The sequence below is a fragment of the Sphingomonas nostoxanthinifaciens genome (assembly GCF_019930585.1).
In the GTDB taxonomy this organism is placed as follows: Bacteria; Pseudomonadota; Alphaproteobacteria; order Sphingomonadales; family Sphingomonadaceae; genus Sphingomonas_I; species Sphingomonas_I nostoxanthinifaciens.
The window spans coordinates 2,862,730-2,881,910 of sequence record NZ_CP082839.1; the positions used below are offsets into that span (position 1 = coordinate 2,862,730).

At 65.6% G+C, this 19,181-nt stretch carries 11 protein-coding genes; 7 read left to right on the plus strand and 4 right to left on the minus strand.

All coding sequences use genetic code 11. From position 1 onward, the window contains the following. The first annotated feature begins 402 nt into the window (after positions 1–402). From K8P63_RS13435 to K8P63_RS13450, 4 genes are all read left to right on the plus strand, one after another. Positions 403–2,799 (plus strand): TonB-dependent receptor domain-containing protein, encoded by a 2,397-nt coding sequence (locus K8P63_RS13435; RefSeq protein ID WP_223796531.1) that lies wholly within the window; start codon positions 403–405, stop codon positions 2,797–2,799. Continuing rightward, positions 2,799–4,127: an alkaline phosphatase family protein gene (locus K8P63_RS13440; RefSeq protein ID WP_223796532.1), complete on the plus strand. Its 1,329-nt coding sequence runs from the start codon at positions 2,799–2,801 to the stop codon at positions 4,125–4,127. The genes K8P63_RS13435 and K8P63_RS13440 overlap by 1 nt, the downstream gene beginning before the upstream one ends. A 45-nt stretch (positions 4,128–4,172) precedes the next feature. Beyond that, the gene (locus tag K8P63_RS13445) at positions 4,173–5,975 is read left to right on the plus strand and encodes a tetratricopeptide repeat-containing sulfotransferase family protein (RefSeq protein ID WP_223796533.1); all 1,803 of its coding nucleotides are present in this window, start codon (positions 4,173–4,175) and stop codon (positions 5,973–5,975) included. 128 nt (positions 5,976–6,103) lie between these two features. Continuing rightward, a complete protein-coding gene (locus K8P63_RS13450) occupies positions 6,104–8,551 on the plus strand; it encodes a TonB-dependent receptor (RefSeq protein ID WP_223796534.1) in 2,448 nt (815 codons plus the stop codon). A gap of 14 nt (positions 8,552–8,565) precedes the next feature. Here K8P63_RS13450 and K8P63_RS13455 read toward each other — a convergent pair whose 3' ends face one another. After that, positions 8,566–10,035: a tryptophan halogenase family protein gene (locus K8P63_RS13455; protein ID WP_223796535.1), complete on the minus strand. Its 1,470-nt coding sequence runs from the start codon at positions 10,033–10,035 to the stop codon at positions 8,566–8,568. Positions 10,036–10,459: 424 nt separating this feature from the next. Between K8P63_RS13455 and K8P63_RS13460 the strand changes: the two genes are divergently transcribed. From K8P63_RS13460 to K8P63_RS13470, 3 genes are all read left to right on the plus strand, one after another. Then, complete coding sequence (locus K8P63_RS13460; RefSeq protein ID WP_223796536.1) at positions 10,460–13,615, plus strand: TonB-dependent receptor; 3,156 nt, start codon at positions 10,460–10,462, stop codon at positions 13,613–13,615. Positions 13,616–13,725: 110 nt separating this feature from the next. Beyond that, complete coding sequence (locus K8P63_RS13465; RefSeq protein WP_223796537.1) at positions 13,726–14,445, plus strand: SapC family protein; 720 nt, start codon at positions 13,726–13,728, stop codon at positions 14,443–14,445. A gap of 2 nt (positions 14,446–14,447) precedes the next feature. Continuing rightward, positions 14,448–15,470 carry a cupin-like domain-containing protein gene (locus K8P63_RS13470; RefSeq protein WP_223796538.1) on the plus strand — a complete coding sequence of 341 codons (1,023 nt, stop codon included), beginning with the start codon at positions 14,448–14,450 and terminating at the stop codon, positions 15,468–15,470. Here the strand turns inward: K8P63_RS13470 and K8P63_RS13475 are convergent. The 3 genes from K8P63_RS13475 to K8P63_RS13485 all read right to left on the minus strand — a co-directional run bounded on the left by K8P63_RS13475 (position 15,467) and on the right by K8P63_RS13485 (position 18,923). Further along, positions 15,467–16,888 carry a glycosyl hydrolase family 8 gene (locus tag K8P63_RS13475; protein ID WP_223796539.1) on the minus strand — a complete coding sequence of 474 codons (1,422 nt, stop codon included), beginning with the start codon at positions 16,886–16,888 and terminating at the stop codon, positions 15,467–15,469. The genes K8P63_RS13470 and K8P63_RS13475 overlap by 4 nt on opposite strands. Positions 16,889–16,924: 36 nt before the next feature. Further along, entirely contained in the window at positions 16,925–18,349 is a 1,425-nt protein-coding gene (locus K8P63_RS13480) for a mechanosensitive ion channel family protein (protein WP_223796540.1), read from the minus strand. A gap of 73 nt (positions 18,350–18,422) precedes the next feature. Next, positions 18,423–18,923 (minus strand): cupin domain-containing protein, encoded by a 501-nt coding sequence (locus tag K8P63_RS13485; protein WP_223796541.1) that lies wholly within the window; start codon positions 18,921–18,923, stop codon positions 18,423–18,425. Positions 18,924–19,181 lie beyond the last annotated feature (258 nt).

Here is a 19,181-nt window from a genome sequence, read left to right on the forward strand (position 1 = left end):
TCCTTCTCCGTTAACGGGCGTTATCCACATCGGATGTGACCGTTCGGCGACTCTGTTGAACGGGCCAACCTTTTATAGTCTGCGCCCGAGAGGTGCTGACGGCCACTAACTGCGTCAATCCCATCAGGGATTAAGCGGCGATAACCGTTCTCCTTAAAGGGTTGAAAAGCCTAACCCGCTAAGGGCCGACACGTCGGAAGCTCGCTTCCGGCGCTCAACAGGGGAGGAGCGCGGCGGTCCATCTGGACAGGCCGCCGCGCTCCTTTGCTGCATCGCTGCGGTCCTTCGGCCACGCTCCTCTGCCATTCGCCAGGCGGTCATCGAACCGTCGCGGGCTCGTCACGCAGGCGTAACGCTCCGGCGGCACGGACACCCCCAAGCAATCAAAACGGGGACTTCAACATGGCCGACACCAACCTTTCCAGGCTCGCCGGAGGCGTGGCGCTGGCCGCGCTGCTCGCCGCGACGCCGGCCTTCGCGCAGGGCCCGAACGCCGCCGAGACCCCGGCCGCAGCCGCGCCTGCGACCATCGACGACGCCGCCGCTGCGACGCCGGCCGACGACATCGTCGTGCTCGGCTTCGGCCGCAGCCGCCAGGTCCAGTCGATCACGTCCGCCGACATCGCGATGCTGCCCCCCGGCACCAGCCCGCTGAAGGCGATCGAGAAGCTGCCGGGCGTGCAGTTCCAGGCAGCCGACGCGTTCGGTGCCTACGAATGGGCGGTGCGCATCTCGCTGCGCGGCTTCAACCAGAACCAGCTCGGCTTCACGCTGGACGACGTGCCGCTGGGCGACATGAGCTACGGCAACGTCAACGGCCTGCACATCAGCCGCGCGATCATCTCCGAAAATCTCGGCCGCACCGACGTGGCGCAGGGCGCAGGCGCGCTCGGCACTCCCTCGACCAGCAACCTTGGCGGCACGATCCAGTTCTACAGCGACAAGCCGCACGAGCGGATGGGCATCACCGCCTCGGGCACCTACGGCGCCGACAGCACCTACCGCGCCTATCTGCGCTACGACACCGGCGACATCACCGGCAACGGGCTGAAGGCCTATATCAGCTACGCCTTCCTCAAGACCGACAAGTGGCGCGGCGACGGCCCGCAGCGGCAGCATCAGGCGAACGCCAAGGTGGTCCAGGATCTCGGCACGCTCGGCAGCCTATCGGCCTTCTTCAACTATTCGTCGCGACGCGAGACCGATTATCAGGATCTGACGCTCGACCTGTTCAACCGGCTGGGCAAGAACGCCGCCTATCGCATCGACAACACCAAGCCGAACTACGCGCTGGCCGAGCAGCTGGCGCGTGCCTACCAGAACGGCACCGCTTTCCCGGCGCCCTATCAGAATGTCGACGACGCTTATTATGACGCGGGCGGCCTGCGCGACGATTATCTGGCGGGCACCACCTTCGACGCGCACCTGACGCCGGATCTTTCGTTGAAGACCACGGGTTATTTCCACCACAACAAGGGCCAGGGATCGTGGTTCACGCCCTACACGGCCACGCCCGTCGGCGCGCCCGACCAGAACGGCAACCCGATCACCAATCCCTCGCCGCTCTCCTTCCGCACGACCGAATATGCGATCAATCGCGGCGGCGTGGTGACGTCGGCGAGCTACGTGACCGGGCCGAACACGCTCGAGGTCGGCGGCTGGTACGAAAGCAACAGCTTCCATCAGGCACGCCGTTATTACGGCCTGACCGCCGGTTCGCCCAACCGCGCCGCGCTGGACTTCCAGAGCAACCCCTTCTTCACGCAATATGAGGGCTATTTCGACACGGAGACGATGCAGTATCACGTCTCCGACACGCTCAAGCTGTTCGACGATATGCTCGTCCTGAACGGCGGCTGGAAGGGCGTGAAGGTCAACAACAAGGCGAATGTGACGGTCGGTTCGCTCGCCAGCGGCAAGATCGATGCGAAGGACTGGTTCCAGCCACAGGTCGGCGCGGTGCTGCACGTCGCATCCTCGACCGAATTGTTCGCCGACTATACCGAGAATATGCGTGCCTTCGTCTCGGCGCTGACCACCGGTCCGTTCTCGACCACGCAAGCCGGCTTCAACGCGCTGTCGGGCAAGCTCAAGCCCGAGACGTCGAAGACTTACGAAGGCGGCGCGCGCTTCCACAGTGGGCCGTTCCAGGCGTCGGCGGTCGGTTATTACATCGACTTCAGCAACCGCCTCGCTGCCTTCGCCAACGGCTCGGGCATCGCCGGCAACCCGGCGATCCTGAACAATGTCGGCAGCGTCCATGCCTATGGTGCGGAACTCACCGCCAATTACCGCCTGATGCGCACCGTCTCGCTGTTCGGCAGCTATTCGTACAACCACTCCAAGTATCAGGATAACGTCGTCAACACCGATGGCAGCGTCTATGCCTTCACCAAGGGCAAATATGTCGTCGATGCGCCCGAGAACATGGTCAAGGGCGAGATCGCCTATGACGATGGAAACATCTTCGGCCGGATCGGCGGCGACTACATGTCGAAGCGTTACTTCTCCTACGAAAATGATCTGGTCGCCAGCGGCCGCTTCGTCGCTGACGCCAGCCTGGGCTATCGCTTCACCGAGGGCGGCTTCCTGAAGGGCTTCTCGATCGAGGCGAGCGTCACCAACCTCACCGACAAGAAGTATATCAGCACGGTCAACACCAACAACGTCCAGGTGCGCGGCTACACCAACACCGCCAATTCGGGCCTGGTAAACGGCGCGGGCTTCGACGCCGACAATCCCAACTTCATGGTCGGCGCGCCGCGCCAGTGGTTCGTCACGCTCAAGAAGAGCTTCTGATGAGGCTGGCCGCGCGCCTGGCCGCCGCCGTCGTCGCGATCGCGACGGCCGCGGCGGCCCCGGCCTCGCCGGTGCTGCTGATCTCGCTCGACGGGCTCCGGCCCGGCGAGGTGATCGACGCGCAGGCGCGCGGCCTCAAGCTCCCCAACCTCACCGCGCTGGCGCGGCAGGGCGCCTATGCCAGCGGCGTGACGGGAGTGCTGCCGACCCTCACCTATCCCAGCCACACCACGCTCATTACCGGCGTATCACCGGGCCGGCATGGCATCGGCAACAATTTGACCTACGATCCGCTGGTGCAGAACCAGATCGGCTGGTTCTGGTATGCGAGCGACATCAAGGTTCCGACCCTGTGGGAGGCCGCGCATGCCGCCGGCCTCAAGACGGCCAACATCCACTGGCCGGTGAGCGTCGCCGCGCGCGGCGTCGACGAGAATCTGCCGCAGATCTGGCGCACCGGCACCGCCGACGACCGCAAGCTGATGGCCGCGCTCGCCACGCCCGGTCTGCTGCCACCGCTGGAGGCGCAACTCGGCCCCTATGCGCAAGGCATCGATGAAACGGCCGAGGGCGATGCGGTGCGCGTGCGCTATGCCGCGGCGATCCTCGCGCGCGACCATCCGGCCTTCACCACCATCTATCTCGCCGGCATCGACCATCAGGAGCATCATGACGGCCCCGGCTCGCCAGAGGCCAATGCCGTCATCGAGCGCACCGACGCGCTGGTCGGCGAGCTGGTCGCGGCGGCGCGCAAGGCGATGCCCGACATCACGATCGCGGTCGTGTCCGATCACGGCTTCCTGCCGGTCGCGCACGACGTGAACCTGTTTCGGCCGTTCATCGGCGCGGGCCTCATCACGCTCGGCGCCGACGGCAAGGTGAGCGGCTGGGAAGCGGAGCCGTGGATTGCTGGCGGCACCGCCGCGATCGTGCTCGCGCGGCCGCAAGATGCGGCGCTGCGGGCGAAGGTGGCGGGCGTGCTTGCCGCGATCGCCGCCGATCCCGCCAACGGCATCGCCGCGATCCTCGACGAGGCCGAGGTGCGCCGGCGCGGCGGCCCGGCCGAGGCGAGCTTCATGATCGCGATGAAGCCGGGCTTCGAGACGGGGCACGATCCCGCCGCGGCGATGGTCACGCCCTCATCCTACCACGGCATGCACGGTTATTTGCCCGATCTGCCGGAGATGCGCTCGACCTTGATCGTCGCCGGCCCTGCGCTCGCGCGCCATGGCGACCTCGGCGTGATCGACATGCGCAGCATCGCCCCGTCGCTGGCGCGCATCCTCGGCGCAAAGCTGCCGAGCGCCGAGCTGCCGCCCACCTTCTGACCCTCGGCGCTTGACTTGGGGCCGACGGCCGGCCCTGATTGGGCGATGGCAGCGCATCCCGATCCGCGTGGCAACCTTGCCCATGCCCATGATTTGCTGTCGCGTGCGGCCGCGGCGCACGCGCGCGGCGACGATGCCTTGCCTCTGCTGGAGCGCGCGACCACCGACCATCCGCATCTGGCCGAGGCGTGGCGCGCGCTCGGCGACCTTCACCACGCACGCGACGACACCGGTGCCGCCGACCGCGCTCACGCCCGCGCCATCGTCGAGGCGGTGTACGATCCGCTGCTCCGCCACGCCGCCAATGCGCTCGCGAGGCATGATTTGCCGGTGGCCGAACGGCTGCTGAAACCGCACCTTGCCGAGCATCCGACCGACGTCGCGGCAATGCGGATGCTGGCGGAACTCGCCGGGCGGCTCGGTCGCAATGCGGACGCCGAAAATCTGTTGCGCCGCGCGCTGGAACTGGCACCCGGCTTCGCGCCCGCCCGCTACAATCTGGCGATCGTGCTCCACCGCCAGCATCGCGCACCCGACGCGCTGATCGAGCTCGACCGGCTGCTGGAGGCCGAGCCCGACAATCCCGCCTATCGCAATCTGATGGGCGCGGTGCTGGGCGGGATCGGCGCCTATGATGCGGCGCTCGGCGCCTTCCGGCAGGCGCTCGACGGGCGGCCCGACAATCCGACGATGTGGATGAGCTACGGCCACACGCTCAAGACGCTCGGCCGGCGCGACGACAGCATTGCCGCCTATCGCCGCAGCATCGCGCTCCGCCCCGCTTTGGGCGAGGCATGGTGGAGCCTCGCCAATCTTAAGACGGTGAAACTGGAAGCGGCCGACATCGCCGCGATGGAGGCGGCGCTGGCGGGCGACGGCCTGTCGCCCGACGATCGCTTCCACCTCCATTTCGCGTTGGGCAAGGCCTATGAGGACGCCGCCGATTGGGGAGCGTCGTTCGGCCATTATGCGGATGGCAACCGCCTGCGCCGCCAGCGGCTCGATTATGATCCGAACGAGACGCACGCATTGGTCGAGCGCAGCCGTGTCTTGTTCACCCCGGATTTCCTCGCCGCACGCGAAGGACAAGGCGCATCCGATCCCGCGCCGATCTTCATCCTCGGCATGCCGCGCTCGGGCTCGACGCTGGTCGAGCAGATCCTCGCGAGCCATTCGATGGTCGAGGGCACGCGCGAATTGCCCGACATCCAGGCGATCGCGCATCGCCTGTCGGGGCGGACGCTGCGCAGCGATCCGTCGCTTTACCCCGAAGCGCTGGCGGACCTGTCGCCCGAACAACTGCGCACGCTCGGCGAGGACTATCTCGCCCGCACGCGCATCCACCGCAAGACCGACCGGCCCTTCTTCATCGACAAGATGCCGAACAACTGGGCACATATCGGCCTGATCCGGCTGATCCTGCCCAATGCGACGATCATCGATACCCGCCGCCATCCGCTCGCCTGCTGCTTCTCCAACTTCAAGCAGCATTTCGCGCGCGGGCAGGCATTCACCTACGCACTCGACGATCTCGGGCATTATTATGCCGACTATGTCGCGATGATGCAGCATTTCGACGACCTACAGCCCGGCCGCATCCACCGCATTTTCCACGAGGACATGGTGCGCGACACCGAGGGGCAGGTACGCGCGCTGCTCGACGCATGCGGCCTGCCGTTCGAGCCCGCGACCTTGCGCTTCTGGCAAACCGAACGCGCGGTGCAGACGGCGAGTTCGGAACAGGTGCGCCGCCCGATCTTCAGCGACGGGCTCGACCAATGGCGCCATTTCGCACCCTGGCTCGGCCCGCTCGAAACCGCTTTGGGCGACGCGTTGGGCTATCCCTGAAGCCATCGAAGTCGGGTTTGCAACTTACTGTTGCTGCGCCGCAACAAGCCGCCATTGACGCCGCCCTGCCCAACATGAAAGTTTCGTGACCGAAGCGACTGCGACCGCAGACGCCAAGGGGGTAAGGCATGCGCAACGCGACGACGATGCTGCTGGCGACGACGATGCTCACAGCTACCGCGCAGGCGCAGCAGGCCGGGCCGCCGGACACCGCGGTCAGTTCGCCCGCCACGGCATCCGCGGCGCCTGCCGATCCAACGTCGGGCGGCGACATCATCGTCACCGCGACCAAGCGGTCGGAAAGCCTGCAGAACGTGCCCATCAGCATCCAGGCGCTCGGCACCGAGACGCTGGCGCAGCATCAGGTGGCCAACCTCGACGATTATGTGAAGCTGCTGCCCAGCGTCAGCTACCAATCGTTCGGCCCGGGCCAATCGCAAATCTATTTCCGCGGCATCGTCACCGGCGGCGACGGCCTCGCCTCGGGCCCGTTGCCGACTACGGGCCTCTATATCGACGAAACGCCTGTCACGACGATCGCCGGATCGGTCGACATCCACGCCTACGACATGGCGCGCGTCGAGGCGCTGTCGGGTCCGCAGGGCACGCTGTACGGCGCATCGTCGCTGTCGGGCACGTTGCGCCTGATCACCAACAAGCCCGATACGTCGCGCCTCTACGGCGCGATCGACGTGCAGGGCGATAAATATGGGCCCGGCGGCTATGGTGGCACCGCCGAAGGCTTCATCAACATCCCGCTGAACGAGAATATCGCGCTGCGCGTCGTTGGCTTCTACGAGCGTCAGGGCGGCTATATCGACAATCTCGCGGTGACCGGCCGCATCGTGCAGGATCCGACCACCGGCACTTATCTCTACAACCAGCCCTATCAGCGACCGCACACGCTGGACGACGGCAGCGTCGTCAACTCGCCTTATTATCCCAACAATTCGCACTTCGCGAAGAACAACTTCAACACCGCCACCACCTATGGCGGCCGCGCCGCGCTGAAGGTCGACCTGAACGATAATTGGACGATGACGCCGGGCATCATCTACCAGCATCTGAAGACCAACGGCACCTTCCTCTACGATCCGCGCGTCGGCGATCTCGCCGTGCACGATTTCACGCCCGATTACGACAAGGACCACTGGTATCTCGCGTCGATGACGCTGCAGGGCAAGGTGAGTGACTGGGACGTCACTTATTCCGGATCATACTTCCAGCGCACGGTCGACCAGGTTCAGGATTATTCCTACTTCTCGGTCGCCTATGACAGCTACACCGATTACAATTACTACAAGGACGCGGCCGGCAACGATCTCGATCCGACCCAGATCATCCATGGCCACGATCGCTACACCAAGCAGAGCCACGAACTGCGCATCAGTTCGCCCGCCGACTATCGCCTGCGGCTGACCGCCGGGGCGTTCATGCAGCGCCAGACCGACCAGCGCACCGCCGACTATATCCTGCCGGGGCTCAGCACCGCATCGGTCGCGTTCAACTCGCCCATCCCCGGCGCACCGCAGGACGACGTCTTCTACACCTCGATCCACCGCGTCGACCGCGACTATGCGATGTTCGCCGAGGCCGCCTACGACATCCTGCCGAACCTCACGCTGAATGCCGGCATCCGCGGTTTCATGGCGAACAACACCCTCTCCGGCTTTTCCGGAACGAGCGGCAGCATCACCAACCAGAATGCGACGAACGGCTGCCAGCCGCTGACGGTGCAGGGCTGCCCGAACGTCGACAAGAAATATGTCCAGTCGGGTGAGACCCACAAGGTCAATCTGAGCTGGAAGATCGACCATAATCGGATGGTCTATTTCACCTATTCCACCGGTTTCCGGCCCGGTGGCAATAATCGCGATGCGTTCGCGCTGGGCAAGCTGCAGAGCCTGCCGCCTTATCAGGCCGATACGCTCACCAATTACGAGGTCGGCTGGAAGACGAGCTGGTTCAACCACACGCTGCGCTTCAACGGCGCGCTGTTCTGGGAAGACTGGAGCAAGGTGCAGTATAGCGAGCCGGGCCTGCTCGGCATCTTCTACACGGTCAACGCCGGCAGCGCGCGATCGCGCGGCGTGGAAGGCGACATCAGCTGGACGTTGTTCCGCCACCTGACGCTGTCGACGTCGGGCACCTATGCCGACGCCAAGCTGACGTCGAACTTCGCCGGCAGCGACGGCACTATCCTCGCGCCGTCCGGCACGCGCCTGCCGGTCAATCCGCGCTTCAAGATCAACGGCAATGCCCGCTACGAGTTCAAGACGGGCGAGTTGCGCGACTTCGTGCAGGCGAGCGTCAGCCACCAGAGCGGCACCACCTCATACCTGACGACGGCGGGCGAGGCGGTGCTGGGACCGACCAGCGGCTTCACCACCTTCGATTTCTCGGGCGGTACGGCGTTCGGCAATTACACGCTCTCGGCGTTCATCCAGAACGCCTTCGACAAGCGCGGCATCCTCAGCAAGAACGGCCAGTGCGCGCCGACCCTGTGCGGCCAATATGCCCGCCTCTACCCGATCAAGCCGCAATATTTCGGCTTGAAGATGGGCATGAAGTTCTAAGGCGCGCACCTCGATCAGTTCGCGAATGCCGCCTCATGCGGCGGCAGCTTCGCCACCCGCGCGCGGACGCCGGCCTCGAGGTCGGTGAACGCCTTGCGCAATTCGGCGTCGGGCATGAGTTGCGCCAGCGCGTGCCAGTGCGCGGGGCGGATCCCCTGCCCCAGCATCACCGCCACCCATGAATCGACCCGGAACAGGTCTTCCCCGGCCTGATAGGCCATCGCGCTCTCGGCGAAGAGCGCGATGCGCTGCGTCAGCGTGTCCGGGATCGCCATGTCGCGACAACGCCGCCAGAAGGCCGTGTCGGCGCGCTCGGTCAATTTGTAGTGCAGGATGATGAAATCGCGGATGCCCTCCCCTTCGCGCGTCGCCTGCGCGTTGAAGCGGGACACGATCGCGTCGTCGATGCCGTGGAATGGAAACAATTGCAGCAGCCGCGTCACCGCCACGTGGATCAGATGGATGCTGGTCGACTCCAGCGGCTCGATGAAGCCGCCCGCCAACCCCAACGCGACGCAATTGTGCGACCATGCGCTGCTCCGCATGCCCGTCCGGAATCGGATTGCTCGCGGATCGAACAATGGCCGACCGTCGAGCGCGTCGAGCAGACGCTGGCGCGCCTCGTCGTCGGACAAATCGGCGCTGGCATAAACGAGGCCGTTGCCGACGCGCGTCTGTAGCGGGATCTGCCACCGCCAGCCCGCTCCATATGCGATCGCGCGCGTGTAAGGCACGGGCGGCCCGACGGACTCGGTCTGCACCGCCAACGCGCGGTCGGTGGCGATCCACTGGCCCCAATCCTCGAACGACACCCCCAAGGTCTCGCCGATCAGCAGCGCGCGAAAGCCGGTGCAATCGATGAAAAAATCGCCCTCGACCCGTTCGCCCGAGGCGAGCTCGAGGCCGGTGATGAAGCCGCTCTCGCCGTCGCGCGTCACGCGCTCGATCCGCCCCTCGACCCGACGGACGCCTGCCGGCTCGGCGAGGCCGCGCAGGAAGCGCGCATAAGCCGTCGCGTCGAGATGATAGGCATAAGCGAGGCCCGCCTCGGGATCGTTGCTGAAGCGCCCGGCCTCCGCCGCCAGTTGTTCGGGCGAATAGGCTCCATAAGGTGCGGCGAAACCGCGCGCCGCCGCCTCCAGCCAGAAATGCTGGAAGTCGCCCATCCACACCGATCGCCCGACCGAGCCGAACGGGTGGAAATAGCGATCCCCCTCGGCCCGCCAATTCTCGAACGCGATGCCGAGCTTGAAGGTGGCATGGGTCTCGCGGACGAAGACCGGCTCGTTGATGCCCAACAGATTATGGAAGCTGCGCGCGGTCGGGATGGTGGATTCACCGACGCCCACCGTGCCGATCTCGTCGGACTCGACGAGCGTGATCGAGAGCAAGGGGCCGAGATGCCTTACGAGCGCCGCCGCCGCGACCCACCCGGCCGTGCCGCCGCCCGCAATGACGACCCGCTTGACCGCCCCGGCTTCCATCCCGCCTCTCCCGATGCGCGCCAACAGTCCGACATAAGCTGCTGATCGAGGCGATCTCGTAGACGATCGAACCATCGACGCAAAGCCGGTCCAAATCGGCGAAGATCAAGATATTGTATACTAAAACAGTAAGGCCTTGATCTTCCTCAAGAGCTCCCACTTTTGTCTGCCTGCAACGCCCTGATGCCGAGATATCCTGACGTGACATCTTTGAAACGCAACGATGGAAACAGCAACATATCGACACATGCCAGTTGACAGACCGATGCGGTAGCGTACCGTTATATTGCTGCCAGATGAACAATCTGGCGGTTTTGTTGTCCCGACCGGAGAGTCGGACAAGACAGGAGAGGGTGACGTGGGGGCTTCTGCACCAACGACTACGCTTGCGCGCTCGACATCGGTGATCGCGATCGCAATCTGCTTGGCATTTCCTGGCCGCTCGGACGCCCAGAATGGCGGCGGTCCGCAGCAGGGCGCCGAGGCGACCAACGCCCAGCCGGGGCCGGCGCCGGCCATATCGCAGGCCGAAGGCGCCCAGCGCGCCGAGGACATCATCGTCACCGGCATCCGCGCCTCGCTCGAACGCTCGATCGCGATCAAGCGGGATTCGGTCGGCGTGGTCGATGCGATCTCCGCCGAGGATATCGGGAAATTTCCGGATACCAACCTGGCGGAATCGCTCCAGCGCATCACCGGCGTGTCGATTAACCGCCGCAACGGCGAAGGCTCGGACGTGACGGTGCGCGGTTTCAGCGCGCAATATAACCTCGTGACCCTCAACGGCCGCCAGCTTGCCGCGTCCGACCAGCAGAATACCGGCGGGGGCGAGGACACCGATTTCTCGCGCAGCACCAGCCGATCGTTCGACTTCTCGAACCTCGCATCGGAGGGCGTGAAGACGCTCGAAGTCTACAAGACCGGGCGCGCCGCCATCCCGTCCGGCGGCATCGGCGCCACGATCAACGTCGTCACGCGTCGCCCGCTCGATTCACGCGAGAGTGGGCTCAACGGCTCGATCGGCGCCAAGGCCGTCTATGACAGCAGCTCGGACGATTGCGTGAGTTGCGGCTCGCATGTCACGCCGGAGGTCTCGGGCCTGGCAAGCTGGAGCAATGCCGAGCAGACGTTCGGCGTGTCGGTCTTCGGCAGCTATCAGAAGCGCGATTTCTCGAACATCAGCGCCACGGTGCAGGGCTGGAACATCACCACGCTGGCGCAATTCCTCGATCCGAACAACGGCAACGTCAACGCCAACACCAAGATCAACAACGCGCCGACCGATCCCAACGCGCTCGTCGCCCGCCCCAACGACTTCCGCTATCATTTCGGCGAAGCGAAGCGCGAGCGGATCAACGGCCAGGCGATCCTCCAGTTCAAGCCGACCGACCGGCTCGACATCAGCGTCGACGGCCTGTTCGCGCAGAACCGTCAGTCGGAGCGTCGGTCCGACCAGTCGAACTGGTTCAATCGCCCGTTCGACGTCGTGACGTTCGACGGCGGTCACTCGGTCGCGACGACCAGCTATCTGCACGAGATGATTGCCGGCGAGACCAAGGATTCGGGCTTCGAACAGCAATATCGCGGGCAAAAGTCGCAGCTGTACGATGCCGGCCTCAACGCCAAATGGGATCTGACCGACAATTTCCGCGTCGCCTTCGACGGCCATATCGGTGAATCCAAGAGCACGCCGGACAATCCCAATGGCATGTCGTCCACGCTGGTGGCGATCAGCGCGCCGATCCTGTCCTCGCACGCGACCAGCTATGCCGGCGGCTTCCCGACGCAGACGGTCGTGTTCAGCGATCCGTCGACGCCGACCACGCTCCACCCCACAATCAAGGGCAACGGCAACGGCCAGCTCGACGTGGGCGATCTCGGCAGCCAGGTCGGGCGGCAGGTGGCGACGACGTTCCGTCAACGGATCAAGGAGGCACGGCTGGACGCTGGCTGGGATCTGGGCGGCGGCAGCCGGTTCGACTTCGGCGGCGACTTCCGCACCACCAACACGCGCTCGACCCAGACCCAATATACCCAGACGCTGGGCGACTGGGGCAACGCCAATCCGCGCGACGTCCAGCAATATGCGCCCGGCGTCGTCCAGCAATTCTGCCTGGTCTGTCGCTTCAGCCAGTTCGATCCCAAGGCGACCGGCGATGGCCTGATCGCCTTCCGCGCGCAGGATCCGACCAAGCTCTACAATCTGCTCTCGGCCGCCTACACCGCGACGGGCAACCCCAACAACGCCAACAAGATCACCGGCTTTTCGGACGATCGGGTGAAGGAGGATATCTACGCCGCCTACACGCAGGTGACATGGAAAGGCGAGATTGCCGGGCACGCCGCCAGTCTCGTCGCCGGCGCGCGCTACGAGAAGACGATCACCCACGCCAATTCGCTGCAGGCGATCCCGCTCAACATCGTCTGGCAGTCCGACAATGACTTCACCACAATCGTGTCGAGCAGTTACCAGCCAGTGACCGGCAAGGGCAATTACGACAATTTGCTGCCGTCGATGGATTTCCAGGTGAACATCCGGAAGGATCTGATCGGCCGCTTCTCGTTCAGCCGCACCATCTCGCGCCCTAGCTATGGCAACCTCTTCGCATCGGTCAGCGCAAGCCCGCCGAGCGATGCCACCGCCGTTGGCGGCACCGCCGGCGGCGCCGCCAATGATACGAACTTGAAGCCGCTCGTCTCCGACAATTTCGATCTGTCGCTGGAATGGTATTTCAAGCCGGACAGCTACGTATCCGCCGGCTTCTTCGATAAGCGTGTGCACAATTTCATCGGCAATACGGTGGTGAAGCGCAACCTGTTCGGCCTGCGCGACCCGAGCTCGGGCGCGGCGGGCAGCCGTTCGGGGACGGCGAAGGCGCAGTTGCAGACGATCGGCGCCGACATCACCGACGTCAATCTGTTCACCTACACCGCACTGCTCCAGCAGAATGGCGGCAATCTTGCGGCCGCGAACGCGACCTTCCTTGCCAACTACAACAGTACGGCTCGCGCTCTCAATCAGGCGTTCGTCGACACCACCCTGGCGGCAGTCGACATCATCGCCGACAACAACGATCCGCTGTTCAACTTCAACGTCAACACGCCGATCAACAACAAGGATGCCGAGATCTACGGCCTGGAGATTGCAGGCCAGTATTTCTTCGGCAATTCGGGCATCGGCGTGTCGGCGGCCTACACGCTGGTCCGCGGCGACATCGGCATCGATGTGGCGGCCGACCCGAACGTCGACCAGTTCGCGCTGATCGGTCTCAGCGATACCGCCAATGCGACGCTGATCTACGACAAATACGGCATCTCCGCACGGCTCAGCTACAATTGGCGCGGCAAGTTCCTGTCCGCGGTCAACAAGGATGCGTTCCACAATCCGGAATTCACCAAGGCCTATGGCCAGGTCGATCTGAACATCAGCTACGACGTCACACCGCATCTCGCGCTGTCGGTCGAAGCGATCAACCTCAACAAGGAAAGCGTGGTCACATACGCCCGCTCGACCAACGAGATCTGGCTGGCGCAGGAGGGTCAGCGGCGCTTCCTGTTCGGCGCGCGCTATCGCTGGTAAGGGACGGCGACGCCGGGCACACGGCGCGTGCCCGGCCGAGCGTTGCGTCGAAGAAAGCGGACAGGCATGCTCGCCCTCCGGCTTTTCGCCCCTCCAGAGACATTCGGACCATGGCCGACATCCATCTGCTCAACAATGTTGACCACGCCGATCTGCGGGTGGTGACGACCCGCGGCGCGCGCTGGGGTGACGCGATCAACCAGGTGCCGGTCATGCCGACCGAATTCGCGTCGGCGCAGCGCGATTTCCCGATCCTGTTCCGCCGGGGTGCCGACGGACAATTCGTGGCGCTGGCGATCCTCGGGCTGGACCGCGACGAAAACCTGTTCCTCGACGGTGACCGCTGGACCTCGCGCTACATCCCAGCCCTGCTCGCGCGCGGCCCCTTCTCGATCGGATTGCAACAGCGGGATGACGGGACGCGCGAGCCGATGATCCATGTCGACCGCGACGATCCCCGCGTCGGCACCCAAGTTGGCGAGCGCCTTTTCCGCGAGCATGGCGGCAACAGCTTCTATCTCGATCAGGTCGCGGAGGTGCTGCGCGCGCTCCATGCTGGCCACGCGGCGCAGGCGCCGATGTTCGCCGCCTTCGCGGAAGCGGGACTGCTGGAGCCCGCGCGGATCGAGCTGACGCTCAACGATACGCTGCGTTACGACCTCGCCGATTTTCAGACGATCGGGCTGGATGCGCTACACGGACTGCGCGGAGCGGCTCTGGACCGCCTGCACGAACGCGGCTTCCTCGCCGCCGCGATTCACGTCGCATCCTCGCTCGGCAATTTCGAACGGCTGATCGCGCTTAAGAATCAGCAGCGCGCGGGCGCCTGACGATGCCGCGCGCCGTCCGTACGCTGGATGCGGCCGAGCATGCCGCGATCGGCGACGACGCCTTGCTCACCGCATCCGAGCCGCTGGTGGTAAAGGGGCTCGCGCGCGATTGGCCGCTTGTGCGGCGCGGGCTGGAGTCCGCCGGCGCAGCGCTCGATTATGTTCAGCAGTTCGACGCCGGACGGCCGGTCACCGCTTATATCGCCGATCCGGCAACCGGGGGCCGTTTCACCTACAATGCCGACCTGACCGCGATGGGCTTCAAACGCGAGCGGGCGGTGCTCGCCGACTGTCTCGACCGTTTGCGCGAGGCGGGCGACGATCCCACCGCCCAACACCTTTATATCGGCTCGACCGACATCGACAGCCACCTGCCCGGCTTCGCCCCCGAAAACCCGCTTCCCCTGACCAGCCCGCTGCTCGACGCGCACCCGCCGCTGGCCAGCATCTGGATCGGCAACCGCTCGATCGCGCCGGCACATTGGGACATGTCGAACAACATCGCGGTCTGCGCAGTCGGGCGACGGCGCTTCACGCTGTTCCCGCCCGATCAGGCGGCAAACCTCTATCCCGGCCCGCTCGAGCCGACGCCGGCAGGCCAGGTGGTCAGCATGGTCGATTTCGACGCGCCCGATTTCACGCGCCACCCTGGCTTCCGCATCGCGTTGGCCGCCGCACAGGTGGCCGAACTGGAGCCGGGCGACGTGCTCGTCTACCCGGCTTTGTGGTGGCATCAGGTCGAGGCGCTCGATCCCGTCAACATGCTCGTCAATTATTGGTGGAACGCAGCGGGCGACTTCATGGATTCGCCGATGGTGACGATCCTCCACGGCTTCCTGTCGCTGCGCGATCGACCGTTGGCCGAGAAGCAGGCGTGGCGGGCGCTGTTCGATTATTACCTGTTCGGCCCGGCCGAGGCAGCCGCGGCGCACCTTCCCGATCATGCGCGCGGGCCGCTGGCGCCGCTCGATCCCGCCATAGCGCGCCGGCTGCGGGCGCAGGTTTCGGCGCGGCTGCAGCGCTAGGCGGCGGGGCCGTCGATGATGCGGAATGCGCCGGCGCAATGCATCATGCTCATCAGGTACAGCATGCCGTCGAAGTAACGCTGCTCGCCCGACGGCACCGGCGTGTCCCACAATTCCTGCAGAAACGCTTTCGAGACATTGCCCGGCGTGGCCGCGAGCCCGCCCACCGCCGCCGCCGCGACCATTCCGGTCGAATGGCGCCGCGACAGCGGCTTGCCGTCCAGCGTGTAGCGGTCGGCAAAGCCGTGAATGCCCTGCCCGTAGAGGAAGGACTGGACGCGACCGCTCAGCATCGGCTCCCGCGCATCCTTGCCCCACCAGCCATAATCGACCGACCAGTTGCTGACGGTGCGCCAGCTGTCATAGCCGAACTGGCTCGGGCCGCCGCTCCAGTCGGTTGCGGGCGTCAGGTCGAAATTGCTGCGATCGGGCGCGAGCCCGGTCTCCGGCCCGGTCACGCGCGCGAACAGATCGCGGCTTACCTCCGCCGCGCGCGCCCAGAAGGCGCGGTCCTCGATCGGCCCCCACCGCGCCCATAATTCGTAGAAAGCGGGCAGATGGTAGGAGGCGTCGGTGCCGGTGAGCGCCGTTTCCGGCACGAAGCGGATCATCGCATGCGCCTCGTCGACCATCGGGCCGACCGTCACCGCCCGCGGCGCGCCTGCCGGCCGCCGGGACGGCCACGGCATACCGCCCTTGACCGCTTCGGCCTCCGCCGCGCGGTTGTTCAAGCTCGGCCACGGCGTGGCGGGCTCGACGAACGGCGCATCGCCGGGATGGATGCGGAACGGTGGCGTGCCGGTGCGCAGCGGATGATGGCGCATCCCGCGCAGGATGCGGTCCGCCTCCGCCCGATAATCGTAGATGCCCTGGCCGTTGCCCCAGCGGCGCCCGGCAAAATACAGCGCCATCACGAAATATTCCTCGCCGTCGGGGGCGGCGCTGGTCGAGCGCGGCGTGCCGTCGGTATTCATCGACCATGCAAAATAGCCGACCGACGGATCGGCCGGATCGGTCACCAGCATGTAGGTCTTCGCCCAGTTCCACAGTGCGTCGAACTCGCGCTTGTGGCCGAGCTGGACGGCGATCATCATCCCGTAGCTCATGCCTTCGGTGCGCGCGTCGTTGTTGGCCCAGTCGGTGACGTAGGCGAGCGGTCCGTTCTGGTTGGCGCCGGTTTCGAAATAGACACGCTGTTCCTGGCCGTCGCCGTGGAACAGCTGGCGGAAGGCGGCGTCGATCCTGGCGCGGCTCTCGGCCGGGCTCCGTCCGAGTTGTTCGGCGAAGAGATCGCGATAGCGGCCGGTGCGGTAAGCACCGAGGCCATCATTGGACGCGCCCCGAGCTGCTGGCGGCGCTGCTGCAGCGCCTCCGGCCAATGCGGTGGCCAGCACGATAGCAGTCAGTCCAAGGCGCATGGCCGATCCTCTCCCCGTTTCTCGTTCTGGTTCGTCTTACGCCTTGCGCGGCCCGCGCAGGAAGTCGCGGATGCGTCCCAGCACCGTGCCGGTCTGGTCCAGCGGCTCGCACATCCGCGCAGCGGTGTCGCGATCGATCAAAGCGAGGCCACGCTGCACCGAGCGCTCGATCGCCGCGCTCAGCCGGCGATCCTCGGCCAGCAGCTTCTCCAGCGCGCTGCGCGGCAATTCGAGCACCTCACCGGAGGTGAGCGCGATTGCCGAGACGGCACGGGGCTCGCCGCTCATCATGCTGATCTCGCCGAGATATTCGCCCGGCCCTATGCGACCGAAAGCGACATGACCGCCATCGGCATCGCCCCCGAGCTCGAAGATGCCGGCGCGAACGACGTAGAGCGATCGCCCAATGCTGCCTTGCTCGAACAAGGTATCGCCGGGAAGGAGGCTGTGGCTGGTCAGATGGCCCGCCAGTTCGCCAAGCTGCGCCGGGCTGAGCGATTCGAACAGGACGAGGCTGCCGAGCAGGCCTTCGCGCGGCATGTCCTCGCCCAGCACGCCGGCGTGGCGGAAGAAGCGCCGGACCTGCCGCAGCAACTGGCTCCGCGCCGAACTCAGTCCGGGCGTGGTCGCCACGAAATAGTTGACGGCGAAGGTCGTGGTGCGTGCGCCGACATGCTTGATGACGATACTCGGCGCAGGCGTAGCGAGTACCGCGGGGCTCAGCATCAGCGCCTGCCGGATAAGCTCCATCAGCCGTTCCGACGGGGCGGTCGAGATGGTGGGTATCTCGGCCGAGGCGGCGCGGCGCTGCGTCGGCACGCTGCGGTTCACGATCTGGCTGCGCGCGACGACGCTGTTGGGCATCGTGGCGACATCCTCGCCGTCGGTCTGGACGCGGATCGACCGCCAGTTCATCTCGACGACCACACCCTCGACCTCGCTGCCGATCGAGATGCGGTCACCGATATGGAACGGCTGCTCCAGCCCGACCGCGATGCCCGCGAACAGATCGGCCAGCGTATTCTGCAGCGCAAGGCCGAGCACGATCGCGATCACCCCCGACGTGGCGACCAGTCCCTTGATCGGCAGATCGAGGATCGAGTTCAGGATGAAGAGCGCCGCGGTCAGATAGATTGCGCCCGCCACCAGATCGGAGAACAGCCGCGCCTGCCGCGAGCGCGCATCGTGACCCAGCGCGAGGACGGTCATGGTCGCGAGCACGCGAGCGCCGATCAGCCACCAGACGACCGCCAGCATGCGCAACCACGCCCCACCAGGGGACGTCGCGAGCTGCGTGCCCGTCGGCAGGGCGCTGGTCCCGAAGGCCAGCAGGCAGCCCTCGATCACCGCCAGCAGCAGCAATTCGCACACCAGCTTGGTCGCGATCGAGCGCGATCGGATGAAGAAGACGCTCACCAACGTGAGCGCGAGCAGCAGAGGTGGCACGAAGGAGACGATCATCGCGCTGTTCCCGCTGCATGAGCATGCATGGCGTCGTTATGGTGCAGCCCGCGCGTCGCGCCAGCAGCCGGCTTCACCGTGGCGCGGCTGCGTCCCCGGTCGGCTGCTGGGGCAGCTTGGTGCCCAGCAGCACCAGCCGCGGGCCGGTGATGCCGAACCAGTGCGGCGTGCCGGCGGGAATCAGGAAGACGTCGCCGGGCTTCAGCATCCGGGTGGTGCCGCCCTCGATGCGGCTACCCTCGACGAGGCCGGGCTTGACCAAGTGCGCATCGGCGAGCGTGCCGCCCGAAACGAGCGTGCCCTCCCCATCCAGCACGGTGGAATATTCCGCCTCGGCGGGATGGATGGCGGGGTGACCCGGCGCCTTCCAGATCTCGATCGCGGCGACCGCCTCGCCGCCGCGCACCAGCGGTCTCCAGGCAAAGCCCTGCCCCGGCTTCATCGACTGATCCAATAAAGCGATCGTCGCCTTTGCGTCGGCAGCGGCGGCAAAGCCCGTCGGATCGGCCGCCAACGTCGCGGCGCAGGGCAGCATCGCCATCGCCGCACCGATAAACCGTAGGTATCCGATCAAGATTCTCTCCCCTGGGCAACGATGTGCGCATCCCGCACCCGTGCCATTCTTCTCTGAGGAGCGCTCCGCCGGCAATGTGTCCAGTATCCCCGGCGGAGCGCCGCCTACGACTCACCGCAGACGGGTATGACTACCACGGGCGGAGCCTAAGCTACACGCCTCGCCGTCGAGGGGAGCGACGGCAAGACAACGAGGCCAGATCACTCAGGGGAACAAGTGCTGCCTCAATGACGTAGTTAACACAAATACTTGATGGAT